The following is a 25486-nucleotide window of genomic DNA, read 5'->3' on the forward strand; positions in this document are numbered from 1 at the left end:
GATCCGGTTGCGCCGGTGTGGCTAATTACACATGCTCACGAGTTGGGCTTGCGGGCCTGGTTTGACTAGCGTGTAGCTAACTGCAATGCGCCCGTCAGGAGATCCGTCAGGAGCAGCGTCACATGAGCCCCCAGCCAGAAACCACAGCACAAGCACGTCCGCGCCATCGTGTTGTCATCATCGGATCTGGCTTCGGCGGACTCAACGCGGCAAAGAAGCTCAAGCGTGCCGACGTCGATATCAAGCTGATTGCTCGCACCACCCACCACCTGTTCCAGCCGCTGCTCTACCAAGTGGCTACCGGAATCATCTCCGAAGGTGACATCGCGCCGCCGACACGCGTGGTCCTGCGCCGGCAACGCAACGCGCAGGTGCTGCTGGGCAACGTGACCCACATCGACCTGGCCAAGCAATCCGTCGTGTCGGACTTGCTCGGTCACACCTACGAAACCCCATACGACACCCTGATCGTCGCCGCGGGCGCGGGCCAGTCCTACTTCGGCAACGACCACTTCGCCGAGTTCGCACCTGGCATGAAGTCGATCGATGACGCGCTGGAACTACGCGGACGGATCCTGAGCGCCTTCGAACAGGCCGAACGGTCGCGTGATGCGGAACGACGGGCCAAACTGCTGACGTTCACAGTCGTCGGGGCCGGACCCACCGGTGTCGAAATGGCCGGGCAGATAGCCGAATTGGCCGAGCACACGTTGAAGGGCGCGTTCCGCCACATCGACTCCACCCGGGCGCGGGTTATTCTGCTCGATGCCGCTCCGGCGGTGCTGCCGCCGTTTGGCGACAAGTTGGGTGAGCGGGCGGCGGCACGGCTGCAGAAGCTGGGGGTGGAAATCCAGCTCGGCGCGATGGTCACCGACGTCGACCGCAACGGCATTACCGTGAAGGATTCCGACGGCACCATCCGGCGCATCGAATCCGCGTGCAAAGTGTGGTCCGCCGGTGTCCAGGCCAGCCGGTTGGGCCGGGACCTTGCCGAGCAGTCCGAGGTTGAGCTCGATCGAGCCGGCCGGGTCCAGGTGCTGCCCGACTTGTCGGTCCCGGGACACCCCAACGTGTTCGTCATCGGCGACATGGCTGCGGTCGAGGGCGTGCCCGGGGTAGCCCAGGGCGCCATCCAGGGCGCGAAGTACGTCGCCACCACGATCAAGTCCGAGCTGGCCGGTGCCAACGCTGCGGAACGCGAGCCGTTCCAGTACTTCGACAAGGGCTCCATGGCCACGGTGTCGCGTTTTTCCGCGGTGGCCAAGATCGGTCCAGTGGAGATCAGCGGCTTCATCGCTTGGCTGGCCTGGCTGGTCCTGCACCTGGTGTACCTGGTCGGGTTCAAGACCAAGGTCAGCACGCTGTTGTCGTGGACGGTGACCTTCCTGAGCACCCGGCGTGGTCAACTGACCATCACCGAACAGCAGGCTTTCGCCCGGACGCGGCTGGAGCAGCTGGCCGAGTTGGCTTCCGAGGCGCAGAGCACCGAGGCGCGACAAGCCAGCTAGGCCGGTGTGGTCGCGGCCGACTCGCAGCGTGACTATCCGACTCCGCGGCGCCCGGTGACCGCAATGACCTCTAGCCGATCAACCGTTCCGCTTGCCACGTACTAAGAGTTCCGCCCTCGGCGAGCTGCAGCACTGTCGAACCGGCCTCGATTGCATCAGTGAACTCCCCTGTGGGGTAGCGTAATTCGCTGACCGTCGCGCGGGGAGCGCAAATCACGTCATCGGCCAGTGATCCAGCGCCCAGTTCCATCCGGTGTCGCAGCATCGGACGACCGTCCAGGTCCGCATGCAGCGATCCCGACCAGAATCCTTCCCGCTCACCACATCTGCCGATCTGGATGCGCTCGCGCAGACGGACCCGGCTAGCGCCATCCAACTGCACCGTGACAGACGACAGATGCCGGGCGGCAGCGGCGACGATTGTCGGCTCGAGGTCCACATCCAGCTCCCCGGCAACCTCGATTTTCCAGCGGGCTCGGGAAGTCATGGTCTGTGCGCCGGGCAACACCACGGCCGCGGCCGCACTTCGCAATCGCAGCGACGCCCCCTCCTCAACGATGATCTGGAGGTCGAAGCTGTCGCCCCCTAGCGGCGTTGCCGCAGCCGACACCAGAAAAACGGTGTCGGCTGCGGTGCAACGGGCCGCAATGCCGCCCCGGCATCGGATGCGCGGCAGCCGGTTTCGCGACGCGACCAGCAGAACCTCGGAGTGCATCAGCCTGCGGCGGCCAACTGACTGCGCACCCAGTCCAGTACCTTCGTCGCGGCGGGGTCCTCGGTCAACGACTGCAACACGGTCGGACGTCCGTCGCGTACCGCTTCGGCGTCGCGAGCCATCACCTTCAGATCGGCGCCCACCAACGGGGCCAGATCGGTCTTGTTGACCACCAACAAGTCTGAAAAGGTCACACCGGGTCCGCCCTTGCGGGGAACCTTGTCGCCGCCGGCTACATCGATGACGAAGATCTGCACATCCACCAGGCCCGACGAGAAGGTGGCGGTGAGGTTGTCACCACCGGATTCGACCAAGATCAAGTCCAGCGCGTCGTGTGCGGCGATCAAGTCGTCGATCGCATCCAGGTTGGCGGTGATGTCGTCGCGGATCGCGGTGTGCGGACAGCCACCGGTTTGCACCGCGGTTATCCGGCTGTCTGGCAATACCGCATGCTTGCGCAGAAAGTCGGCGTCCTCGGTGGTGTAGATGTCATTGGTCAGCACCGAGAGCGACAGCTCGTCTCGCAACTGCCGACATATCGCCGCCACCAGTGCGGTCTTGCCGGATCCAACTGGGCCCCCGACCCCGATCCGCAACGGCTCCCCCGGCTTTCGAACCCGCCGTGGCCGGTCGTGATGGTCGTGGGTGTGATCATGGGAATGCTTGGCCATGCAATACCTTTCATGAGGCGAACAAGGGCCGCTCGCGTTCGGCGTGATGTTGCGCCAGCGTATCGAGCAGTGGGTCGGACAAATCGGCCAGTCCGATTGCCGCTTCAGCGGCGGTAGTCGTGCACAGCTCAGAGAGCTGGAACGTGAGCACGGCCACGTCGGTGGGATCCAGCGCGAGCAGCCGCTGGGCAGCGGTAGCCGAGCCGGTCATCGTGGTGTAGACAAGTTGCAGGGCAAGGTGTTCGGGGGTTAGCCCCGCCAGCGCTCCCACTCGGCCTGCAGCCACCGCCAGATGGGGTTTTGCGCCGAGGGCGTCCCAGTCCGCTTCCGGCCAGATCGCCCGAGCCAGCCGCACCAGCCCTCGTCCCTGGCTACGTGAGGCATCCCGCGCCGCGGGCGAAGGTGTGCGGGCGTCGGTTTCCCGATCTGCGCCATCGGGGGCCAGATCGCCTCGCTGCACAGCGGCAGCGATGGACGCGGTAACCAGGCCGTGGCTGCGGATGCGTCGCTTGAGAAACGCCTCCAGGCTTGATAGGTTGGTCACCAAGCCGGCGGTGATGGCCTCCTCGACGCCGCCGGAGTGCACGTGGGCACCGGTGGGTAGCCGAGAATCGGCCAGGGTCAGGAGCATCGCGAGCGTGGTCACTAGAACAAGAAATACCGTTGCGCCATAGGGAGTTCGGTGGCCGGCTGCTGCTCCCATACCTCGCCATCGATACGCACGGTGAACGTATCGGGGTCGACCTCGATGCGCGGCTGTGCGTCGTTGAGTGGCATGTCGGCCTTACCGACGGCCCGGACATCGGCCACCGGAACTAGTCGGCGGTCGACGGCGATCTGATCTGCCAGACCGGCCTCGATGGACTGTGCTGCGACGAAATGCACGGAGGTCGCCGCTGCCACGGCCGGCGACGCGCCGAACATCGGGCGCGGAAGCACCGGCTGAGGCGTGGGTATCGAGGCGTTCGCATCGCCCATCGCGGCCCAGGCGATGGCGCCACCCTTGACCACCGCGTGCGGGCGTACCCCGAAAAAGGCCGGCTCCCACAACACCAGATCGGCGAGCTTTCCCACCTCCACCGAGCCGACCTCGTGGTCGAGACCGTGCGCGACGGCCGGGCAGATGGTGTATTTGGCGACATAGCGCCGTGCTCGATTGTTATCGGCCGAATAGCGGCCCGACGGGTCGCCCTCCAAGGCGCCGCGGCGCTGCTTCATGACGTGCGCGGTCTGCCAGGTCCGCATCACCACCTCGCCGACCCGGCCCATCGCCTGGGAGTCACTGCCGATCATCGAGATCGCTCCGATGTCGTGCAGCAGGTCTTCGGCGGCGATGGTGGATGGCCGAATCCGACTCTCCGCAAATGCCAGATCTTCAGGAATCCGTGGGTTGAGGTGATGGCACACCATCAACATGTCGAGGTGCTCGTCGAGGGTGTTGACGGTGTGCGGGCGAGTCGGATTGGTGGAGCTGGGCAGCACGTTGGGATGTGCCGCAACGGTGATGATGTCGGGGGCGTGCCCGCCTCCGGCTCCCTCGGTGTGGTAGGTGTGAATGGATCGCCCGGCGATCGCGGCCAGCGTGTCCTCGACGAAGCCCATCTCGTTGAGAGTGTCGGAGTGTAACGCGACTTGAACACCGGCGGCATCGGCGACGGTCAGGCACGCATCGATCGCCGCCGGTGACGAACCCCAGTCTTCGTGAAGTTTGAAACCTGATGCCCCACCACGCAATTGCTCCCACAACGCGTCGGGATTGACGGTGTTGCCCTTGCCCAGCAGCGCGATGTTGACCGGCCAGGAATCGAGGGCTTCCAGCATCCTGGCCAGATGCCATCCCCCGGGCGTGACGGTGGTGGACTTGCTGCCTTCCGCTGGGCCGGTGCCGCCGCCGATGATGGTGGTGATACCCGAACCGAGGGCCTCGGCGATGACCTGAGGACAGATCAAGTGCACATGGCAGTCGATGGCACCCGCGGTGACGATGCGCCCGTTTCCGCCAATGATCTCGGTGGACGGTCCGACCACTAAGTCGGGATGAATACCCGACATGATGTTGGGGTTGCCGGCCTTGCCGATTGCGACGATGCGCCCGTCACGAATGCCGATATCCGCCTTGATGATTCCCCAGTAGTCAATGATTACCGCGCCGGTGATCACGGTGTCGGGCGCGCCCTCGGCCCGCGTGACACGCCCCTGGCCCATGGACTCGCGCAGCACCTTGCCGCCGCCGAACACCGCCTCGTCCCCCGCCAGTCCGGGCCCCCCGCAACGGTCTTCGGTGATTTCGACCAGCAGATCGGTATCTGCGAGCCGGATCCTATCGCCAGTGGTCTGACCGTAGAGCTGTGCGTAGCGCTCCCTGGACAGCCGCGCCATCAGTCGTCCAATCTTCCAGGTGGATTCAGCGTCAGCCCGTACACCGCGCGTCTGCCCTCTAGCGGCACCAGGCTGACGGTGTGGGCAACGCCCGGCTCGAAGCGGACCGCGGTGGCGGCCGGAATGTCGAGACGGTAGCCGTGGGCGGCAGCGCGGTCGAACGACAGCGCCGCATTGGCCTGCGGAAAATGGACGTGACTTCCGACCTGTACCGGGCGGTCGCCGGTGTTGACGACATTCATCTCGATGCGCTGGGCAGTCGTGTTGATTTCGATATCGCCTCTGCCGTAGTGGATTTCACCGGGGATCATCGGATCGGATGATGGACGGTGACCAATTTGGTGCCGTCCGGGAAGGTCGCCTCAACCTGCACGTCCGCGATCATCTCGGGCACTCCTTCCATCACATCGTCTTGACCCAGGACCTCACAACCGCTGGCCATCAGCTCGGCCACCGTGCGGCCGTCGCGTGCACCTTCAAGGACGTGGTCGGTGATGAGCGCTACGGCCTCGGGGTGATTGAGACGCAAGCCGCGAGCCTGTCGGCGGCGGGCCACCTCGGCGGCGTAAGACAGCAGCAATCGCTCCTGTTCGTGCGGCGTCAAGCGCATGCTTTGGGATCCTGCCACGCCGTGACGGTTCTGGCCTTTCGAGGCGAGAGTGACTGAGGTCACCCGTCGCTGGGCGGCGCCTCGAGATTCTGCAGCCGCACCTGCCCGCGAGCGATCACATGATCGGCGTCGTCGGTGATCACGACCAGCCACAGCTGCTGGCGTCGGCCGCGGTGTAGTGGCTCGGCGGTGCCGTAGACGGTCCCCGAGCTGATCGCGCGCAGAAAGTCGGTGCTGTTGTTGACGCCCACCACACCGCCGCCGCCGCGGGTGCTCAGCCAGGTGAACGCGGCCATGCTGGCCATGCTTTCGACCATCGAGCAGTAGACACCCCCGTGGATTAGGCCCATTGGCTGCAGGTGCTTGGACTTGACCTCGAGCTGCGCACGGGCGCCATCGGCGGTGAGTTCGGTGAACTCCAGGCCCAGTTCAACATCGAAAGGTGGAGAAACTGTGGGCGGGATGGCTACGGCGGGGTCCGCCTCCGGCGACGATCGCACGTTCTTGTGTCTACACCATCGGCGTCTGACCAGCGTTGCGGATCTACCAGACGCCTGCGGACCGCTCCGGGCGCAGCTATTCCGGCCGCAAAAACGGGCGAGCCCCGTGCACTAGGCACGGGGCTCGCCGATCGAGTAGACCGGGGGTCACTGCAGCCCTCAGGACTCCGGCACGGTCATTGTTGCTCGACCAGAACTACAATAGGCAAGGCTGCCCTAATTTCGCAAGCATCGACTGCGTAACATTGTCGACGTGTCGTCCCTACGCATCCCGGGTACCTGTCCTGGGTCGGCTGTCTCCCGATTGCTCGGACCGCGGATGTCTCCGGATTTGCCTGGAACTAATCGCGGTTGGTTACGACAGCCGGTAGTAAGCCGGAGTACTCTGGATTCAAAGCTGATGGAGCCGATGGAGCTAAACGAACTATGGCCAAGCTGACGCGCCTGGGGGATCTGGAACGCGCGGTCATGGATCACCTGTGGTCCACCCCCGAACCCCAGACAGTTCGACAGGTCCACCAAGCGCTCTCGGCGCGGCGAGACCTCGCCTACACAACCGTGATGACGGTGCTGCAGCGGTTGGCTAAAAAGAACCTGGTTTCTCAGATCCGCGACGACCGGGCGCACCGGTATGCACCGGTGCACGGCCGTGACGAGCTGGTCGCCGGGCTGATGGTGGATGCGCTGGCCCAAGCCGAGGACTCGGGTGGCCGGCAGGCCGCGCTGGTGCACTTCGTCGAGCGTGTCGGAGCCGACGAGGCGGACGCGCTTCGCCGAGCGCTCGCCGAATTGGAAGCAAGTCATCGCATTCCGCCATCTGCTGGCGCTCCGGTGGACAGCTGAGGGAGACTAGCAGCGTGTCCGCGCTGGCCTTCACCATCCTCGCGGTGCTGCTGGCCGGCCCGACACCGGCCTTGCTGGCACGCGCCACGTGGCCGTTGCGCGCACCTCGCGCCGCAATGGTGCTCTGGCAAGCGATCTCCCTGGCCGCCGTACTTTCCGCCTTCAGTGCCGGAATCGCGATTGCGACCCGATTGCTCATGCCCGGTCCCGACGGGCGGCCCACGGCCGGCATCATCGACGCCGAAGGCCGGCTCGGTTGGCCGCTGTGGGCGGCCTACGTTTCCGTCTTCGCGCTCACCGTCCTCGTGGGGGTACGGCTGGTGGTCGCGGTGGTGCGTGTTGCCATCGCCACCCGGCGACGGCGGGCCCGTCACCGCATGGTCGTCGACCTGGTCGGAGTGGGGCACGAAGCGACCTTGGCCCAGCCTTGCGCGCGGACTCGCGATCTGCGCGTGTTACACGTCGCGCAACCACTCGCCTACTGCCTGCCCGGGGTACGTAGCCGGGTGGTGGTCAGCGAGGGGGCGCTCACCACGCTCAGCGACGAAGAAGTCGCGGCAATACTTACCCACGAACGGGCCCATCTACGGGCCCGCCATGACCTTGTGCTGGAGGCGTTTACCGCCTTCCACGAGGCCTTTCCGCGGCTGGTTCGCAGCGCCAACGCATTGCGCGCGGCGCAGCTACTGGTTGAACTGTTGGCCGACGACGCGGCAGTGCGCGCCGCGGGGCGAACCCCACTGGCCCGGGCCCTGGTCGCCTGCGCGTCCGGGCGGGCACCGTTGGGCGCCCTAGCCGCGGGCGGTCCCAGCACGCTGGTGCGGGTGCAGCGGTTGTCGGGGCGAGGCAACAGCCTGGCGCTGGCCGCGGCCGCCTACGCGGCCGCTGCGGTGGTGCTGGTGGTGCCCACCGTGGCGCTGGCCGTACCGTGGCTCACGGAATTGCAGCGGTTGTTCGACCTCTGACGCGCCGCGACACGCCTCGGAGTTTCTATGCCACAGTGGGTCGGACTAGCGTTCGGAAGAGCTTTGGCATGAGTTCTCTAATCTGAGTGGCCTCACCGAAAGGCAAGATATGAGTTCGTCGGAATCGAGCACCGCTACCGCGCAGATCGGTGTTACCGGCCTGGCCGTGATGGGTTCGAACATCGCCCGCAACTTTGCCCGACATGGCTACACGGTGGCCTTGCACAACCGCTCGATCGCCAAGACCGACGCGTTGCTCAAAGAGCATGGAGCTGAAGGCAAGTTCGTCCGAAGCGAGACGATCAGCGAGTTCCTCGCCGCGCTCGAGACGCCGCGCCGGGTGCTGATCATGGTCAAGGCGGGCGAGCCCACCGATGCCGTGATCAACGAACTCGCAGATGCCATGGAGCCCGGCGACATCATCATCGATGGCGGGAATGCGCTCTACACCGACACCATTCGCCGTGAGAAGGCGGTGCGTGAGCGCGGACTGCATTTCGTCGGCGCGGGGATCTCCGGCGGCGAGGAGGGCGCGCTCAACGGGCCATCGATCATGCCCGGCGGCCCCGCCGAGTCCTACACCTCGCTGGGCCCGCTGCTAGAGGAGATCTCGGCACACGTCGACGGCGTTCCGTGCTGCACTCACATCGGGCCGGACGGGTCCGGGCATTTCGTGAAGATGGTGCACAACGGCATCGAGTACTCCGACATGCAGCTCATCGGCGAGGCCTACCAGCTGCTTCGTGACGGGCTGGGGATGAGCGCCCCGCAGATCGCCGACGTGTTCAGCGAGTGGAACAAGGGCGATCTGGACAGCTATCTGGTGGAAATCACTGCCGAGGTGCTGCGCCAAACCGATGCGAAGACCGGAAAACCCCTCGTCGACGTCATTCTGGACCAGGCCGAGCAGAAGGGCACCGGTCGCTGGACCGTGAAATCCGCCCTCGACCTCGGGGTGCCGGTGACCGGCATCGCCGAAGCCGTCTTCGCGCGAGCGCTGTCGGGGTCGGTGCAGCAGCGCGCGGCCGCGGTTGGGCTGCCTTCGGGGCGGCTGGGCGACAAGCCCGCCGATCCGGACACCTTCACCGAGAACGTCCGGCGGGCCCTGCATGCCTCGAAGATCGTGGCCTACGCGCAGGGGTTCAACCAGATCCAGGCCGGCAGTGCCGAATTTGGCTGGGACATCACTCCGGGCGACTTGGCCACTATTTGGCGTGGCGGCTGCATCATTCGGGCCAAGTTCCTCAACCGGATCAAAGAGGCGTTCGACGCGGAGCCGGCCCTGGCCAGCTTGCTGGTCGCGCCCTATTTCCGCAGCGCCATCGAATCGGCCGTCGACAGCTGGCGCCGCGTGGTGTCCACGGCGGCTCAATTGGGTATACCGACCCCCGGGTTCTCGTCGGCCCTCGCCTACTATGACGCGCTGCGCACCGAACGGTTACCCGCCGCACTCACCCAGGCCCAGCGCGATTTCTTCGGCGCGCACACCTACGGGCGGATCGACGCGGCGGGCAAGTTTCACACGCTGTGGAGCGCAGATCGCAGCGAGGTGCCGGCCTAGCCCGGCGAGAACGGCTCAGCGAAGGGCAACCATGAGGTTCTTGGACGGGCATCGGCCCGGGTACGACCTGACGTACAACGACGTATTCATCATGCCGAATCGCTCCCTGGTGGCGTCCCGGTTCGACGTGGATCTGTCGACCGCCGACGGTTCGGGTACCACCATTCCCGTGGTGGTGGCCAACATGACCGCGGTGGCCGGGCGGCGGATGGCCGAGACCGTGGCCCGCCGCGGTGGCATCGTGGTTCTGCCGCAGGATCTGCCCATCCCGGCGGTGCACCAAACCGTGGAGTTCATCAAGAGCCGCGACCTGGTGCTAGACACGCCGGTGACGCTGGCCCCCGAGGATTCGGTATCCGATGCGATCGCGTTGATCCACAAACGTGCCCATGGGGTCGCCGTTGTGGTCTCCGAGGGCCGCGCAATCGGCTTGGTGACCGAAGCGTCCTGCGTGGGCGTGGACCGCTTCGCCCGGGTGCGCGATATCGCCGCCCTGGACTTTGTCAGCGCTCCCGTGGGCACCGAGCCGCGAAAGGTCTTCGATCTGCTCGAGCACTCGCCCATCGAGGTTGCGGTGCTGACCCGGCCCGATGGCACGCTCGCCGGCGTGCTGAGCCGGACCGGGGCGATCCGCGCCGGGATCTACACGCCGGCCACCGACGCGGCCGGCCGGCTGCGCATCGCGGCGGCCGTCGGTATCAATGGCGACGTGGCCGCCAAAGCGGGCGCCCTGGCCGAGTCAGGGGTGGACCTGCTGGTCATCGACACCGCCCACGGGCACCGGGTCAAGACACTGGATGCGATCAGTGCGGTCGCATCGCTGGATCTGGGCCTTCCGTTGGCGGCGGGCAACGTGGTGTCTGCCGAGGGCACGCGGGACCTTCTGGGCGCCGGTGCCGACATCGTCAAGGTGGGCGTTGGTCCCGGCGCCATGTGCACGACCCGGATGATGACCGGTGTCGGGCGGCCGCAGTTTTCCGCCGTGCTCGAATGCTCCGCTGCGGCAAGGGAGCTTGGCGGGCACGTATGGGCCGACGGCGGGATCCGTCATCCTCGCGATGTCGCACTGGCGCTGGCAGCAGGCGCGTCCAACGTGATGATCGGATCCTGGTTCGCGGGCACCTATGAGTCCCCCGGCGATCTGATGCGCGACCGCGAAGACCAGCCCTACAAGGAGAGCTACGGCATGGCTTCCAAGCGTGCGGTAGTCGCTCGGACCACCACCGACAGCGCGTTCGATCGGGCCCGAAAGTCGCTGTTCGAGGAAGGCATTTCGACGTCGCGGATGGGGCTCGACCCCGATCGCGGCGGAGTGGAGGACTTGATCGACCACATCACATCCGGCGTGCGCAGCACTTGCACCTACGTCGGCGCGTCGAATCTGGCCGAACTTCATGAACAGGTGGTCATCGGCGTGCAGTCAGCGGCCGGCTTTGCCGAGGGGCATCCCCTACCCGCCGGCTGGTGAGCAGCGCCACACGGCGAGGGCTGATCTGTGCGGGATGGTTTCGTTACCATATGGACTTCAATCCTGCGATGCCCTACCGCGGGATCTAGCGAAAGGGATGACGTGCCGCAGGCACCCGCCGAGGCCGCTGGCTTCCAGGGCGGGCGGTCCCCCGCATCCGCGCCGGGCGCTGCGGCCGCGCCACTGAGCCGCACATGATGTTCACCGCCACCACCGTGAGCATCGTGGCCATCCTGGTGCTCACCCTAGGCACCGCGGTTTTCGTCGGCGCCGAATTCTCGCTGACCGCGCTGGACCGCAGCACCGTCGAAGCCAACGCCCGCGGCGGAGACAGCCGTGACCGCTTCATCCGGCGCGCCCAGCACCGGCTGTCGTTCCACCTCTCGGGTGCGCAACTGGGCATCTCCATCACCACCCTGGCCACTGGGTATCTGACCGAACCCCTGGTCGACGCGTTGCCGCATCCGGCGCTGACCGCAATCGGAATATCCGACCAAATGTCGGACGCCATCACGGTGTTCTTGGCGCTGGTGGTCGTGACGTCGGTATCGATGGTGTTTGGCGAGCTGGTCCCCAAATATCTTGCGGTGGCCCGTCCCCTGCCGACCGCTCGAGCGGTGGTCCTTCCCCAGTGGCTGTTTTCGGTGCTGCTCACCCCGGCGATCCGACTGACCAACGGCGCCGCGAACTGGATCGTGCGCCAGCTCGACATCGAGCCGGCCGAGGAGCTGCGCTCCGCCCGTACCCCGCAGGAGCTGGTGTCGTTGGTGCGCAGCTCCGCCCGAAGCGGGTCACTCGATGATGTCACCGCGTCGCTGATGCGCAGGTCGCTGCAGTTCGGGACCCTGACCGCCGAGGAGCTGATGACGCCGCGCTCAAAAGTCGTGGCGTTGCAGACCGATGACACCATCGCCGACCTGGTCGCCGCGGTGGCTGCGTCGGGATACTCGCGATTCCCGGTTGTCCAGGGGGATCTGGACGAGACCTTCGGCATCGTCCATGTCAAGCAGGTGTTCCAGGTTCCGGCCGCCAAGCGCGCGCACACGTTGCTGAGCAGCATCGCCAAGCCGGTTCCGGTGGTGCCCTCGACGTTGGACGGCGACGCGCTGATGGCCCAGATCAGGGCCAATTCGCTGCAGACCGCCATGGTGGTGGATGAATACGGTGGCACCGCGGGCATGGTCACCGTCGAGGACCTGGTCGAAGAGATCGTGGGCGATGTCCGAGATGAACACGATGACGCGACGCCGGACGTGGTGGCGGCCGGCAACGGATGGCGGGTATCGGGGCTGCTTCGCATCGACGAGGTGGCCATCGCCATCGGCTATCAGGCCCCGGAGGGACCCTACGAAACGATCGGCGGCTTGGTGTTGCGCCAGCTCGGACATATCCCGGTGGCCGGCGAAACGGTCGAACTTCCGGCGCTGGACGAAGACCGGGTGCCCGATCAATCGGTACGCTGGCGCGCCACCGTCGTACAGATGGATGGTCGCCGGATCGACCTGCTGGAGCTCACCGAGCTGGCCGGTGCCGAGGACGGCCAGGATGATTCCGACCCGGAGCGGGGCGGCCGATGAACCCGGTGCTGGCTGTGGCCCTTGCGGTGTTGCTGATTGCGGCCAACGCGTTCTTCGTCGGCGCGGAGTTCGCCCTGATCTCGGCCCGGCGCGATCGCCTCGAAGCACTGGCCGAACAGGGCAGGACCAGTGCGGTCACCGTGATCCGGGCGGCCGAGCAACTTCCGTCGATGTTGGCGGGGGCGCAGTTTGGGGTCACGGTGTCTTCGATCCTTCTCGGACGGATCGCGGAGCCGGCAGCGGCCCAGACCCTGCAGAGATGGTTCGGCTTGGCCGGTTTGGATCCGAGGTTGCTGCACACCTTGTCGTTCGTGGTCGCGCTGGCCATCGTGGTGACGCTGCACGTGCTGCTCGGCGAGATGGTGCCGAAGAACATCGCACTTGCTGGTCCGGAACGCACCGCGATGCTGCTGGTCCCGGCATACCTGCCGTATGTGCGCGCCGCCCGCCCAATCATCTTCTTGTACAACAAGTGCGCCAACGCGATCCTGCGCATCTTTGGGGTGCAGCCCAAAGATGAACTCGACATCACCGTCTCCACGGTGGAGCTCTCCGAGATGATCGCCGAATCGGTATCGGAGGGTCTGCTCGATCCTGAGGAACACACCCGATTGACGCGGGCACTACGGATTCGTACCCGGGTGGTGGACGATGTCGCGGTCCCCTTGCCCAATATTCGAGCGGTGCCCGTTGCTGCCGCAGGGTCCGGACCCACGATCGGTGCGGTGGAGCAAGCCTTGGCCGAGACCGGGTATTCGCGCTTCCCGGTGCTCGGTCTCGACCACCATTTCATTGGGTACCTGCACATCAAGGACGTGTTGGCACTTGGTGACGACCCAGCAACGGTTATCGACCTGGCCTTGGTCCGCCCGCTGCCCCAGCTGGCGAAGTCACTGCCGCTACCCGATGCGCTATCCCGGATGCGTCGCAGCAACAGCCATCTGGCACTGGTCACCTCCGACGACGGCGCTGTGGCCGGCATGGTCGCGCTAGAGGACCTAGTGGAAGACCTGGTCGGCACCCTCAGCGATGGGAAACACCGGAACTGACGGGCGGGACGCCCTATGGCTGCGGCCGCCCCTGATCACCATTTCTGAACCAGTTGGCCAAACGGCGCAAGCCGCAGTCGGATGACGATACGTTGTGGCTGCGAGGACTTTGTCGCTTTTTCGCGATTGGTGTGGCGCGCATATTGGGTCGTCCGGGAGAAGTGGGTCGTTAGCGGTGGTGTGAGGAGCACGTGATGTCGTTTGTGGTGGCGGCCCCGGACGCGGTGACCGCGGCGGTGCAGGACTTGGCCAGCATCGGCTCGGCGATCAACGTGGCCAACGCGGCGGCCGCGACGCCCACGACGGGGGCGCTGGCCGCGGCCGCTGATGAGGTGTCGGCGGCGGTTGCGGCATTGTTCGACGGACACGCCCAGGCCTATCAGCTGATCGGTGCGCAGGCGGCGGAATTTCATGAGCGGTTTGTGCGGGCCATGGCTGCGGGTGCGGCGTCCTACGCCACCGCGGAGGCCGCGAATGCTTCGCCGCTGCAGGCCGCGCTCGACGCGGTGAATGCGCCCGCCCAGGCGCTATTGGGACGCCCCCTGATCGGCGACGGTGCCGATGGAGCCCCGGGGCAGCCCGGCGGCGCCGGCGGATTGCTTTACGGCAACGGTGGTAGCGGCGGCAACGGTGGGATCGGCCAAGCCGGCGGGGCCGGCGGGGACGCGGGTTTGATCGGTAACGGCGGTAGCGGCGGCATCGGCGGGCCCGATTCCACCGGTCTGCCCGGTGGCGCCGGTGGGGCCGGCGGATGGCTGTTGGGTGACGGTGGCAACGGCGGCATCGGCGGGGCTGGGACTGGCGTCGGCGGCGCGGGAGGCTCCGGAGGTCAGGGCGGCGCCGCCGCCGGGCTGTTCGGCAGCGGTGGCACCGGTGGGGCAGGTGGGTTTGGCAATTCCGGGACCGGCGGGCCTGGCGGCGCCGGCGGCACCGGTGGGCTGCTGATCGGCAATGGCGGGGACGGCGGCGTCGAAGCCGGTGGCCCCGGAACTACCGGCGGCGATGGCGGCAATGGCGGGTGGTTGCTGGGCAATGGCGGCAACGGTGCCGCTGACGGTGGTGGCGCCGGAAGCGCTGCCGGGGCCGGAGGCAACGCCGGGCTGATTGGCAACGGCGGTCACGGCGGCTTGGAACACATTGACGGCAACGGCGGCGCCGGCGGCAATGGTGGGCTGCTGTTCGGCAACGGCGGTCACGGCGGCGCCGTCGCATTCGGCGGCGCCGGCAGTATCGCCGGGGCCGGTGGTGATGCCGGACTGTTCGGCAGCGGCGGCAACGGCGGCTTCAACGGGTACCAGGGCGTCGGCGGTGCCGGCGGCGCAGGCGGGAAGCTGTTCGGCGACGGTGGTGACGGCGGCGTCGGCGGGGTGGGCCGCAATGCCAATGCCGGGGGCAGCGGCGGGAGCGGCGGCAACGCCGCCTGGCTGTTCGGTGATGGTGGGGCGGGCGGTTCGGGTGGATCCAGCGATACCGCTGCCAGCGGCGCCGGAGGCAACGGCGGCACGGCCGCTCTGATCGGCAACGGCGGTGCCGGCGGGGACGCCGGCGTCAGCTTTGCCGGTATGGCGGGACCAGGTGGAAACGGCGGTGACGCCAGGTTGATCGGCGACGGCGGCGACGGCGGGCGCGGCGCCCCGGGCGGCGCCGGCGGTATGGGTGGGTCGCTATTCGGGCAGGACGGATCCAACGGGGCTTAGTCGGAAGCGCGGCCCGGCCCGTATGATCTCAGCGGCTACGGCAACACGCACGGATCGCCAATTGAGCTCAACGAGTTGCCAGAGCGCGATCGTGCAGCGCCATGCGCCGCGGTGGGCAACTTGGCTAGGCCATTGTGACCTGGTGCTGCGCGCCGCCGGATGCGGCAGTCGCGCTGTCGGCCGGTAGTCTGACCTAATTGCCAGTAAGGGAGGAAGCAATGACGGATCGCGTGTCGGCGGGGAATTTGCGCGTCGCTCGGGTGCTCTACGACTTCGTAAACAACGAGGCCCTGCCCGGCACCGACATCGACCAGGACAGCTTCTGGGCGGGCGTGGACAAGGTGGTCACCGACCTCACCCCGCAGAACCAGGATTTGCTGAAGACTCGCGATGATCTGCAGGCCCAGATCGACAAGTGGCATCGCCACCGGGTGATCGAGCCGTTGGACCCGCAGGCCTACCGCGAGTTCCTCACCGAGATCGGGTACCTGCTGCCGGCACCCGAGGACTTCACCATCACCACCTCCGGGGTTGACGACGAGATCACCACGACCGCCGGCCCGCAGCTGGTGGTGCCGATCCTCAACGCGCGGTTCGCCCTCAACGCTGCCAACGCCCGCTGGGGCTCGCTCTACGACGCCTTGTACGGCACCGACGTCATCTCCGAAAGCGACGGCGCCGAAAAGGGCCGGGGCTACAACAAGGTCCGTGGTGACAAGGTAATCGCCTACGCGCGCCAGTTCCTCGACGGCAGCGTGCCGCTGGCGGGGGCCTCCTACACCGATGCCACAGGCTTCAAGGTGGAAGACGGACAGCTGGTGGTGTCGCTGGCGGACACGTCCGCAGCGCTGGCCGATCCCGGCCAGTTCGCCGGCTACACCGGCACCGCCGAGAACCCTAAGTCGATCCTGCTGGCCAATCACGGGCTGCACATCGAGATCCTGATCGACCCCGAGTCGCAGATCGGTGCCACCGACGGCGCCGGCGTCAAGGACGTGATCCTGGAGTCCGCCATCACCACGATCATGGACTTCGAGGACTCGGTGGCCGCGGTCGACGCTGACGACAAGGCGCTGGGCTATCGGAACTGGCTCGGACTGAACCGGGGCGATCTGTCCGAGGACGTCACCAAGGACGACAAGACCTTCACCCGGGTGCTCAACACCGACCGCACCTACACCGCCCCGCACGGTGGTGAGCTGACCTTGCCCGGCCGCAGCCTGTTGTTCGTCCGCAACGTGGGCCACCTGATGACCAACGACGGCATCGTTTCGGACGCGGAAGGCGCCGAGGGCGCCCCGGTGTTCGAGGGCATCATGGATGCGCTGTTCACCGGCCTGATCGCCATCCACGGTCTGCGAAGCACCGATGCCAACGGGCTGTTGACCAACAGCCGCACGGGCTCCATCTACATCGTCAAGCCCAAGATGCACGGTCCCGCCGAGGTGGCGTTCACCTGTGAATTGTTCAGCCGCGTCGAGGACGTGCTGGGGTTGCCGCAGGGGACCATGAAGGTCGGCATCATGGACGAAGAGCGACGTACCACGCTCAACTTGAAGGCATGCATCAAGGCGGCCGCCGACCGGGTGGTGTTTATCAACACCGGCTTCCTGGACCGCACCGGTGATGAGATCCACACCTCGATGGAAGCCGGCCCGATGATCCGCAAGGGCGCGATGAAGAACACGGCGTGGATCAAGGCCTACGAGGACGCCAACGTCGACACCGGGCTCGCCGCCGGCTTCTCCGGTAAGGCGCAGATCGGCAAGGGCATGTGGGCGATGACCGAACTGATGGCCGACATGGTGGAGCAGAAGATTGCCCAGCCGAAGGCCGGCGCGACCACCGCGTGGGTGCCATCACCCACCGCGGCCACCCTGCACGCGATGCACTATCACAAGGTGGATGTCTTTGCCGTGCAGAAGGAGCTGCAGGGCAAGACCCGCACCAGCGTTGACGAATTGCTGACCATTCCGTTGGCCAAGGAACTGGCCTGGGCGCCCGAGGAGATCCGCGAAGAGGTCGACAACAACTGCCAGTCCATCCTCGGTTACGTGGTGCGTTGGATCGACCAGGGCGTCGGCTGTTCGAAGGTTCCCGACATCCACAACGTGGCCCTCATGGAGGACCGCGCCACCCTGCGGATTTCCAGCCAGTTGCTGGCCAACTGGCTACGGCATGGCGTGATCACCAGCGAGGATGTGCGGGCTAGCCTCGAGCGCATGGCACCGCTGGTGGACAAGCAGAACGCCGGAGATCCCGAATACCACGCGATGGCACCCAATTTCGACGACAGCATCGCATTCCTGGCGGCCCAGGATCTGATCTTGTCGGGGGCACAACAGCCCAACGGATACACGGAGCCGATCCTGCACCGCCGTCGTCGTGAATTGAAGGCACGCGCTGGTGCCTGATTCTCGCTGGCCATCGGTCAATCTTCGACGGAGAGGACGCTGATACCGGTATGGGTAGGCACAGTTTGCCCGACCCCGAGGACTCCGCCGACGAACCGTCCGATGATCACGATGCGGAGAATCAGGATTGGGACGATGAGCTAACCGGGCAGCCTGGTGGGGGTGCGGATTCGGCGGCCGCTGATCCGGGGGCCTTCGCGCACCCCCAGACTGCCGATTCGGCCGGCGGCTATCCCTACCCCGGGTGGGAGCAGCCGGGTGACACCGTTGGGCATTTCGGTGATCAGGAGGCTGACGAAGACTCCGCAGACGAGGACGGCTACTGGGCCGACGAACAGGTCTTCGACGAGAGCCAGTACCTCGAACAGGATCCCTACGGCGCCGACGATCGGCATCCGGAGCTGGGGGCCGAGGAATACCCGGACTTCGGGACGCACCCGGATGGCCCGGAGCCCAGTGACCCCAAACCGGCGGCAACTCCCCCGCCGCCGCTATTTCGTGTTGCCGGCCATCGTGGATTGCGCGGCTGGCAGGGCGGCCACCGCAGCGCCGACGGGCGGCGCGGAGTCAGCGTCGGCGTGATCGTGGCCTTGGTGGCCGTCGTGGTGGTGGTCGTCGGAGTGATCGGGTGGCGCTTCTTCGGTGACGTGTTGTCCAACCGCTCGCAGACCGCCGCGGCTCGTTGTGTGGGTGGAAACGATACCGTCGCCGTCATCGCCGACCCGTCGATCGCCGATCAGGTCAACGATTTTGCCGACAGCTACAACGCATCGTCGGGACCCATTGGTGACCGGTGCGTGTCGGTGGCTGTTAAGGCCGCCGACGCCGACGCCGTCATCACCGGCTTCATTGGCAAGTGGCCATCCGAGCTGGGTGCTCAGCCCGGATTGTGGATTCCCGGCAGCTCCGTCTCGGCGGCGCGGCTGGTCCAAGCCGCAGGTAAGGAAGCCATCAGCGACAGTCGGTCGTTGGTGACCTCGCCGGTGTTGTTGGCGATCCGGCCCGAGCTGCAGCAGGCGCTTGGCAACCAGAACTGGGCCGCGTTGCCCGGTCTGCAGTCGGATCCCAATTCGATGGCCGGCCTGAAATTGCCGTCTTGGGGTTCGCTGCGCCTGGCGCTGCCGGTCGGGGGTAACGGGGACGCCACCTTCCTGGCCGGTGAAGCCGTGGCGGCGTCGGCCCCCGCTGATGCGCCGCCGACCGCCGGCATCGGTGCGGTGCGCACGCTGATGGCCACCCAGCCCAAGTTGGCGGACGGGTCGCTCAGCGAAGCGATGGACGCCCTGCTCAAGGCCGACGACGTGGCCGCGGCGCCGGTGCACGCGGTGATCACCACCGAGCAACAGCTGTTCTTGCGAGCACAATCGTTGTCCGACGCGAAGAAGAAGTTGAGTTCATGGTTGCCGCCCGGCCCGGTCGCGGTCGCCGACTACCCGGCGGTCCTGCTCAATGGGTCATGGTTGTCGCAGGAGCAGACCACGGCGGCCAGCGCCTTTGCCCGGTACGTGCACAAGCCGGAACAACTCGCGAAGTTGGCGAAAGCGGGATTCCGGGTCGACGATGTCAAGCCGCCCAGCAGCCCTGTCACGAGTTTTCCGGCCTTGCCCGCTCCCCTTTCCGTTGGTGACGAGGGAATTCGCGCCACACTGGCCGATGCCGTGGCCGCACCGTCGATGGGAGTTGCCGCGACCATCATGCTTGACCAGTCGTTGTCCACCGACGACGGCGGCAAGACTCGCCTAACCAATATCGTTGCGGCGCTGCAGAACCGAATCAAGACGCTGCCGCCCACCTCGGCTGTTGGGTTGTGGACGTTTGACGGGCGCGAGGGCCGAACCGAGGTGCCCACCGGGCCACTCGCCGACCCGGTAAACGGGCAGCCCCGCTCGGCGGCGCTCAACGCCGCGCTGGACAAGCAATATTCGTCAAACGGTGGCGCGGTGTCGTTCACCACGCTGCGGATGATCTATGAGGACGTGCAGGCGCATTTCCGTGCCGACCAGGCCAACTCGATCTTGGTGATCACCGGGGGACCCCATACCGACCAAAGCCTCGATGGCCCTGGCCTGGAGAATTTCATCCGGACCAGCGCGGACCCGGCCAAGCCAATCGCGGTCAACGTCATCGACTTTGGTGCCGATCCGGACCGCAAGACGTGGGAAGCCGTTGCTCAGCTCAGCGGTGGTAGCTACCAGAACCTGGCGACCTCGACGGGCCCGAACCTGGCCGCCGCGGTCGACACCTTCTTGAGCTGACCCGGCTACCCGCGCGGATCGATACGGGCCTAGCCGACCAGCAGATCGAGTGCGGCTTGCGTATACGCTTTGGGATCCTCCACCTGCGGGTAGTGGCCCAAACCGGGTAATTCGATGACCCCGGCGTTCGGGCGCAGTTCACGCAACCCATTGAGCACGTTCGTTGTGGCCACCGGGTCATCGAGGCCCCAGACGAACCCCAGCGGCTTGGGCCAGTCCCGTACCGCGTTGTGCCAGCGCTGCGCGTACCGCTCCCGCTCTTCGAGGTAGCTGATCAGAAGATGCGCGATGCGATGACCGTTGTTGTGGGTCAACAGTTCCCACTGCGCCTCAGCTTCTTGGGCCGACAACGGGTGCTGCGCCGAAAACAGTTTGCCGAAACCCCGCGTGAACCCGCCCCGGTTGACCAAACGAGCCGCGATCGGCCCCAGCGGACCACGCAACACCTTCTGAATGGGACGTAGGCTGGCGCGTTCGAGGATCACGCTGCCGTTGCTGAGGACCACGCGTTGCAGCTCGAATGGGAGCCGGCCCTCGAGGTCGCGGGCAAGCAACTCGGTCGTCACCGAGGTACCCATGTCATGAGCCAGCACCACCACCGGTCCGGTGACGTTCTGGGCTACTACGTTTTGCACCAAATCGGCCTGTTCCAGCAGGCTGTAGCGGTGCGGACGGGGCTTGTCCGACAGACCGAAACCAAGAAAGTCCATGGTCAGCCAGGCCTGACCCGCCAGGTACGGAATCACCGACCGGAAGTCGAACGAACTGGATGGGAATCCGTGCAGGAGCAGGACCGTGGGCGCAATGCCCTCACCAGATCGCACGGCTCGACGATCAACATGGCGAATGTGGCGGCAACCGCGCCCACCACTGCGGTGTTAGCGGCCGGTGCGGATGAGGTGTCCGCGGTCATCGCCGCCTTGTTCGCCGCGCACGGCCAGGCCTACCAAACCTTGAGCGCTCAGGCGGTCCAATTTCATGACCAGTTCGTTGCGGCGATGACCTCGGCCGCGGGGGCCTACTCGGGCGCCGAAGCCGCCAACGTCTCGCCGCTGCAATCGCTGCTTGACGCGGCCAACGGGGAGACGATGGCGATGTTGGGGCGCCCGCTGATCGGCAATGGAGCCGACGGGGCACCGGGCCAGGCCGGTGCGGACGGTGGCTTGTTGTTCGGCAACGGCGGCAGCGGGCTGGCCGGCCAGGCGGGTGGGGTCGGTGGGGCCGCCGGCCTGATCGGTAACGGCGGCAATGGCGGCGCCGGCGGTGCGGGGTCGAACGGATTGGCCGGCGGCAGCGGCGGCGTCGGTGGGATCGGCTCGGCGGCCGTCGGTAACGGCGGGTCCGGGGGTGCCGGCGGGGCGGCCGTCGGGCTGTTCGGAAACGGGGGCATCGGCGGGGCCGGCGGGGGCGCCGAAGGACTCAACGGCGGCGCCGGCGGCGCCGGTGGATCCGCTGTCGGGTGGTTCGGCGATGGCGGGGCGGGCGGCGCCGGCGGCCCTGTGGTGCCCACGGCGGCCCTGGGCGGGTTGGGCGGGGCCGGTGGTGCCGGCGGTAATGCCGGAATGGTCGGCAACGGTGGCGACGGCGACACCGCTCTCGGTCTCGCCCACGGCGGCGACGGGGGCACCGGCGGGACGCTGATCGGTAACGGCGGTGCGGGCGGCGGCGCGACGATGTCAGACGCCGGGGACGGCGGTGATGCGGTCGGCCTGATCGGCAGCGGCGGGGCCGGTGGCATCGGTGGGGCCGCCCTGGCTGGCGGCACCGGTGGGACTGGCGGGGATGGCGGCCATGGCGCCAAACTGCTGGGCAACGGCGGCGCCGGCGGGGCCGGCGGAGCGGCCGGGGGCGGACTCGGCAACGGCGGCAACGGTGGAAACGGCGGCGAGGCCGCGCTCATCGGCAACGGTGGTGCTGGTGGTGACGCGGGCACGTCCGGGAGCAGTCGCAACTTCGGGGACGGCGGCAACGGCGGCGATGCACAGTTGATCGGCAACGGCGGCAACGGCGGGCGCGGCGGTGTCAATGGAACCGGGGGCACCGGCGGCAACGGCGGGACGGTGGCCGGGGCAAACGGGACCGACGGGCCCTAGCCGGAAACCCGCGGCCGACCGGGTCGGCCCTAGGCGAAAGCCTCCACCGGCGGGCAGGAGCAGACCAGGTTGCGGTCGCCATAGGCGCCGTCGATACGGCGCGCCGCCGGCCAGACTTTCGGCCGAAACGCGGTGCCGAGCGGGTAGGCTGCTTCCTCGCGGGTGTACGGGTGGTCCCACTCGCCCACCAGCAAACACTGCGCCGTGTGTGGCGCGCCCCGTAGCGGATTGTCGTCAACGGGCCACTGTCCGGACCCGACCCGGTCGATCTCGGCGCGGATGCTGATCATCGCGTCGCAGAACGCGTCGACCTCGGCCAGGCTCTCGCTTTCGGTCGGCTCCACCATCAGCGTGCCGGCCACCGGGAAGCTCATGGTAGGTGCGTGAAATCCATAGTCTGCCAACCGCTTTGCGACATCGTCGACAGTCACTCCGGTTGCCTTGGTGATGCCGCGCAGGTCCAGGATGCACTCGTGGGCGACCATGCCGTTCTCGCCGGTGTAGAGCACCGGGAAATACTCGTCCAGACGCCGCGCGATGTAGTTGGCCGAGGCGATCGCGGTCAGCGACGCCGCGCGCAGACCGTCGGCGCCCATCATGCGGATGTAGGCCCAGGTGATGGGCAGGATCGAGGCAGACCCGTAGGGCGCCGCCGACACCGGATCCCCTTGGGGTAGTCCCGGCGCGAACGGATGGCCCGGCAGAAACGGAGCCAGATGCGACCGCACCGCCACCGGGCCCACTCCCGGACCACCGCCCCCGTGCGGGATGCAGAAGGTCTTGTGCAGGTTCAGGTGGCTGACATCGCCGCCGAATTTGCCCGGTCGGGCCAGGCCCACCAGCGCGTTGAGGTTGGCGCCGTCGACGTACACCTGGCCGCCGGCGTCGTGCACCGCCGCACAGATGTCGGCAATGTCGTGCTCGTAAACGCCGTGCGTGGAGGGGTAGGTGATCATCAGCGCCGCCAACCGGTCGGCGTGCTCGCCGACCTTGGCACGCAGATCGTCGAGGTCGACATCGCCGTTGTCGTGGCAACCCACCACGACAACCCGCATCCCGGCCAGGGCGGCCGAAGCCGCATTGGTGCCGTGTGCGCTGGACGGGATCAGGCAGATATCGCGGTGCGGCTCCCCCCGGCTGGCGTGGTATTCGTGGATGGCCAATAGGCCGGAGTACTCCCCCTGTGAGCCCGCGTTGGGCTGCAAGGAAACCTCGTCGTAGCCGGTGATGGCCGCCAACCAGCCCTGCAGCTCAGTGATGAGCCGACGCAGGCCCGGGGTATCCGAGGCCGGGGCAAACGGATGCTGACGTCCGAGCTCAGGCCAGGTAATCGACTCCATCTCGGTTGCGGCATTGAGCTTCATCGTGCATGAGCCGAGCGGAATCATGCTGCGGTCCAGCGCAATATCTTTGTCCGCGAGTTCGCGCAGGTAGCGCATCATCGAAGTCTCGGTGCGGTAATTGGTGAATGCGGGATGGGTCAAGAACTCTGAGGTGCGCGTCGCGATCTCGGCGCGTGCTGCCTTGGCGGCCGACACCCCGAACGCGTCCAGGACCGCGGTCACGTGCGCGGCGGTGGTTACTTCGTCGCAGGCCACCGACACGTGGTCAGCGTCGACGCGCCATAGGTTGACTCCGCTCGCCTTGGCCGCGGCCACCACCTCATCGGCACGGTCGGGTACCCGCGCCAGCACGGTGTCGAAGAACGTGTCGTGCACCAGCGCGTCGCCCAGCGCACCGGCGATGGTCTCGGCATGCCCGTGCACCCGCCGGGCGATGCCGGTCAGCCCATCGGCGCCGTGATAGCTCGCATACATTGCGGCCATCACCGCCAGCAGCACCTGAGCGGTACAGATATTGCTGGTCGCCTTGTCGCGGCGAATGTGCTGCTCGCGGGTCTGCAGCGCGAGACGATAGGCCGGGTTGCCGTCACTGTCGACCGATACGCCGACCAACCGGCCGGGCAACTGCCGGGCGTGCTTGGCGTGCACCGACAGATATCCGGCGTGCGGGCCGCCGAATCCCATTGGAACCCCGAAACGTTGGGTGGTGCCGAACGCGATGTCAGCACCGATCTCGCCGGGCGGCGTGAGAAGTGTCAGCGCCAACAGATCGGCGCCGATGGACACCAGCGCGCCGCGGTCATGGGCCTGCTGGATCAGGGCGGTCCAGTCGGTGATGCGCCCACTCGCCCCGGGCAGCTGGGCGATCACCCCGAAGAATTCGCCGTCAGGCAACCCGTCGCGCAGGTCGGTGGTGACGATCTCGATACCCAACGGCTTGGCGCGCGTGGCCAGCACTGCGGCGGTTTGGGTGAACAGGTCGGCGTCCACCGCGAGATGCTTGGTGGAACTGCGCGTTGCACGGTGCATGAGCGTCATGGCTTCCGCCGCCGCGGTGCCCTCGTCGAGCATCGAAGCATTCGCGATCTCGAGGCCGGTGAGATCGGTGACCATCGTCTGAAAGTTGAGCAACGCCTCGAGCCGCCCCTGGCTGATCTCGGGCTGGTACGGCGTGTAGGCGGTGTACCAGGCCGGGTTCTCCATGATGTTGCGTAACAGAACCTGCGGCGTGAATGTGTCGTAGTAGCCCTGTCCGATCATCGACACGGCCGTGGTGTTGGTGTCAGCCAGCGCACGTAGCTCGGCCAGGGCCTCGGCCTCGCTGGCGGCCGGCGGCAGCTGATCTAGGCCCGGCGCGAGGCCGCTGTCGGTGGGCGTATCGAAAATCCGCGTCGGCACCGCCTTGGCGGCCAAGTCGTCGAGCGAGTCGACGCCGATCACCGCGAGCATGGTCGCGATGGCCTGGTTGTCCAGCCCGATGTGGCGGTCTGCGAAGGTCGACTCGAACATGGAGTGGTCGGACACGGTGACTCCTGACTGGGCAGCGGACGGGCCTTACCCAAGGCCACGTGCGGGCAGAGGACTAGCGGGCCCTCTCCCTCTGTCTTCACCCGTGCACCAGGCGCCTGAGAGATTCAGCGCCCAGCCCAAGCGGGCGTCTTTCCCCATCGGCGGGCGAGGACCGCTACGGGTCACCACCGCTTTCCAGAGGCATCGTCATCCAGCGCGGTCCGGGGGCCTGAGAGATTGACGGAGAGGTGTTGCTCCTTCGGCGTCCGTAGCTGGCGGCCACAGAACTCTCCCGCACGAGAACGATGCGTCGCCCAGTTTACTCGGAC

The 25486-nt window shown here is 66.9% G+C and carries 20 protein-coding genes and 2 riboswitches; of the genes, 11 read left to right on the forward strand and 9 right to left on the reverse strand.

The window, feature by feature from the left end:
• Nucleotides 1-122: 122 nt before the first annotated feature.
• On the forward strand, nt 123-1508 hold the full coding sequence (locus MMSP_RS15945; RefSeq protein WP_011740889.1) for an NAD(P)/FAD-dependent oxidoreductase: 1386 nt from the start codon (nt 123-125) through the stop codon (nt 1506-1508).
• 70 nt (nt 1509-1578) lie between these two features.
• Here MMSP_RS15945 and MMSP_RS15950 read toward each other — a convergent pair whose 3' ends face one another.
• From MMSP_RS15950 to MMSP_RS15980, 7 genes are read right to left on the reverse strand one after another with little or no spacing between them, the layout of a single operon-like run.
• The gene (locus MMSP_RS15950; protein WP_012394439.1) at nt 1579-2223 is read right to left on the reverse strand and encodes an urease accessory protein UreD; all 645 of its coding nucleotides are present in this window, start codon (nt 2221-2223) and stop codon (nt 1579-1581) included.
• The gene (gene ureG, locus MMSP_RS15955) at nt 2223-2894 is read right to left on the reverse strand and encodes an urease accessory protein UreG (RefSeq protein ID WP_015355505.1); all 672 of its coding nucleotides are present in this window, start codon (nt 2892-2894) and stop codon (nt 2223-2225) included. Before ureG ends, MMSP_RS15950 begins: the two co-directional genes overlap by 1 nt.
• Before the next feature lie 10 nt (nt 2895-2904).
• Entirely contained in the window at nt 2905-3540 is a 636-nt protein-coding gene (locus tag MMSP_RS15960) for an urease accessory protein UreF (protein WP_012394437.1), read from the reverse strand.
• Nucleotides 3540-5273, reverse strand: a complete 1734-nt coding sequence (locus tag MMSP_RS15965; protein WP_020787461.1) for an urease subunit alpha — start codon at nt 5271-5273, stop codon at nt 3540-3542. The genes MMSP_RS15960 and MMSP_RS15965 overlap by 1 nt, the downstream gene beginning before the upstream one ends.
• Entirely contained in the window at nt 5273-5584 is a 312-nt protein-coding gene (locus MMSP_RS15970; protein WP_011740894.1) for an urease subunit beta, read from the reverse strand. Before MMSP_RS15970 ends, MMSP_RS15965 begins: the two co-directional genes overlap by 1 nt.
• Nucleotides 5581-5883 (reverse strand): urease subunit gamma, encoded by a 303-nt coding sequence (locus MMSP_RS15975; RefSeq protein ID WP_015355503.1) that lies wholly within the window; start codon nt 5881-5883, stop codon nt 5581-5583. The genes MMSP_RS15970 and MMSP_RS15975 overlap by 4 nt, the downstream gene beginning before the upstream one ends.
• Nucleotides 5884-5942: 59 nt before the next feature.
• Nucleotides 5943-6347, reverse strand: a complete 405-nt coding sequence (locus MMSP_RS15980) for a PaaI family thioesterase (protein ID WP_369797355.1) — start codon at nt 6345-6347, stop codon at nt 5943-5945.
• A 462-nt stretch (nt 6348-6809) separates the two neighbouring features.
• On the opposite strand from MMSP_RS15980, the gene MMSP_RS15985 reads away from it, so the two are divergent.
• The 9 genes from MMSP_RS15985 to MMSP_RS16025 all read left to right on the forward strand — a co-directional run bounded on the left by MMSP_RS15985 (nt 6810) and on the right by MMSP_RS16025 (nt 20212).
• On the forward strand, nt 6810-7226 hold the full coding sequence (locus tag MMSP_RS15985; protein ID WP_012394433.1) for a BlaI/MecI/CopY family transcriptional regulator: 417 nt from the start codon (nt 6810-6812) through the stop codon (nt 7224-7226).
• Nucleotides 7227-7240: 14 nt separating this feature from the next.
• Nucleotides 7241-8191: a M56 family metallopeptidase gene (locus tag MMSP_RS15990; protein WP_012394432.1), complete on the forward strand. Its 951-nt coding sequence runs from the start codon at nt 7241-7243 to the stop codon at nt 8189-8191.
• A gap of 109 nt (nt 8192-8300) precedes the next feature.
• Nucleotides 8301-9752, forward strand: coding sequence for an NADP-dependent phosphogluconate dehydrogenase (gene gndA, locus MMSP_RS15995; RefSeq protein ID WP_020787463.1), 1452 nt, complete (start codon nt 8301-8303; stop codon nt 9750-9752).
• A gap of 31 nt (nt 9753-9783) precedes the next feature.
• Complete coding sequence (locus MMSP_RS16000) at nt 9784-11220, forward strand: GuaB1 family IMP dehydrogenase-related protein (protein WP_020787464.1); 1437 nt, start codon at nt 9784-9786, stop codon at nt 11218-11220.
• A 194-nt stretch (nt 11221-11414) separates the two neighbouring features.
• On the forward strand, nt 11415-12797 hold the full coding sequence (locus MMSP_RS16005) for a hemolysin family protein (protein WP_020787465.1): 1383 nt from the start codon (nt 11415-11417) through the stop codon (nt 12795-12797).
• Entirely contained in the window at nt 12794-13846 is a 1053-nt protein-coding gene (locus MMSP_RS16010; RefSeq protein WP_015355500.1) for a hemolysin family protein, read from the forward strand. The genes MMSP_RS16005 and MMSP_RS16010 overlap by 4 nt, the downstream gene beginning before the upstream one ends.
• 194 nt (nt 13847-14040) lie before the next feature.
• Complete coding sequence (locus MMSP_RS16015) at nt 14041-15543, forward strand: PE family protein (RefSeq protein ID WP_020787466.1); 1503 nt, start codon at nt 14041-14043, stop codon at nt 15541-15543.
• A 218-nt stretch (nt 15544-15761) separates the two neighbouring features.
• Nucleotides 15762-17957, forward strand: coding sequence for a malate synthase G (locus tag MMSP_RS16020; RefSeq protein ID WP_020787467.1), 2196 nt, complete (start codon nt 15762-15764; stop codon nt 17955-17957).
• A gap of 50 nt (nt 17958-18007) precedes the next feature.
• A complete protein-coding gene (locus tag MMSP_RS16025) occupies nt 18008-20212 on the forward strand; it encodes a substrate-binding domain-containing protein (RefSeq protein WP_036426599.1) in 2205 nt (734 codons plus the stop codon).
• A 29-nt stretch (nt 20213-20241) separates the two neighbouring features.
• Here the strand turns inward: MMSP_RS16025 and MMSP_RS16030 are convergent, their stop codons facing one another.
• Complete coding sequence (locus tag MMSP_RS16030) at nt 20242-21060, reverse strand: alpha/beta fold hydrolase (protein WP_086084991.1); 819 nt, start codon at nt 21058-21060, stop codon at nt 20242-20244.
• On the opposite strand from MMSP_RS16030, the gene MMSP_RS16035 reads away from it, so the two are divergent.
• Entirely contained in the window at nt 20992-22305 is a 1314-nt protein-coding gene (locus tag MMSP_RS16035; protein ID WP_020787469.1) for a PE family protein, read from the forward strand. The genes MMSP_RS16030 and MMSP_RS16035 overlap by 69 nt on opposite strands.
• Nucleotides 22306-22334: 29 nt before the next feature.
• Here MMSP_RS16035 and gcvP read toward each other — a convergent pair whose 3' ends face one another.
• Nucleotides 22335-25172 (reverse strand): aminomethyl-transferring glycine dehydrogenase, encoded by a 2838-nt coding sequence (gene gcvP, locus MMSP_RS16040; RefSeq protein ID WP_020787470.1) that lies wholly within the window; start codon nt 25170-25172, stop codon nt 22335-22337.
• Nucleotides 25173-25238: 66 nt separating this feature from the next.
• Nucleotides 25239-25364, reverse strand: a riboswitch (glycine riboswitch).
• Nucleotides 25365-25462: riboswitch (glycine riboswitch) on the reverse strand.
• Nucleotides 25463-25486 lie beyond the last annotated feature (24 nt).

Origin of the sequence: Mycobacterium sp. 012931 (assembly GCF_000419295.1) — a bacterium.
GTDB classification, from domain to species: Bacteria; Actinomycetota; Actinomycetes; order Mycobacteriales; family Mycobacteriaceae; genus Mycobacterium; species Mycobacterium marinum.

Excerpts from the sequence above, each read along its gene's own strand:
- MMSP_RS16010 (WP_015355500.1), top strand. The coding sequence starts at position 12,794 with ATGAACCCGGTGCTGGCTGTGGCCCTTGCGGTGTTGCTGATTGCGGCC.
- MMSP_RS16025 (WP_036426599.1), top strand. The coding sequence starts at position 18,008 with ATGGGTAGGCACAGTTTGCCCGACCCCGAGGACTCCGCCGACGAACCG.
- MMSP_RS15965 (WP_020787461.1), bottom strand. The coding sequence starts at position 5,273 with ATGGCGCGGCTGTCCAGGGAGCGCTACGCACAGCTCTACGGTCAGACC.
- MMSP_RS15970 (WP_011740894.1), bottom strand. The coding sequence starts at position 5,584 with ATGATCCCCGGTGAAATCCACTACGGCAGAGGCGATATCGAAATCAAC.
- gndA (WP_020787463.1), top strand. The coding sequence starts at position 8,301 with ATGAGTTCGTCGGAATCGAGCACCGCTACCGCGCAGATCGGTGTTACC.
- ureG (WP_015355505.1), bottom strand. The coding sequence starts at position 2,894 with ATGGCCAAGCATTCCCATGATCACACCCACGACCATCACGACCGGCCA.
- MMSP_RS15945 (WP_011740889.1), top strand. The coding sequence starts at position 123 with ATGAGCCCCCAGCCAGAAACCACAGCACAAGCACGTCCGCGCCATCGT.
- MMSP_RS16015 (WP_020787466.1), top strand. The coding sequence starts at position 14,041 with ATGTCGTTTGTGGTGGCGGCCCCGGACGCGGTGACCGCGGCGGTGCAG.
- MMSP_RS15985 (WP_012394433.1), top strand. The coding sequence starts at position 6,810 with ATGGCCAAGCTGACGCGCCTGGGGGATCTGGAACGCGCGGTCATGGAT.
- MMSP_RS16000 (WP_020787464.1), top strand. The coding sequence starts at position 9,784 with ATGAGGTTCTTGGACGGGCATCGGCCCGGGTACGACCTGACGTACAAC.
- MMSP_RS16005 (WP_020787465.1), top strand. The coding sequence starts at position 11,415 with ATGATGTTCACCGCCACCACCGTGAGCATCGTGGCCATCCTGGTGCTC.
- MMSP_RS16020 (WP_020787467.1), top strand. The coding sequence starts at position 15,762 with ATGACGGATCGCGTGTCGGCGGGGAATTTGCGCGTCGCTCGGGTGCTC.
- MMSP_RS15950 (WP_012394439.1), bottom strand. The coding sequence starts at position 2,223 with ATGCACTCCGAGGTTCTGCTGGTCGCGTCGCGAAACCGGCTGCCGCGC.
- MMSP_RS15975 (WP_015355503.1), bottom strand. The coding sequence starts at position 5,883 with ATGCGCTTGACGCCGCACGAACAGGAGCGATTGCTGCTGTCTTACGCC.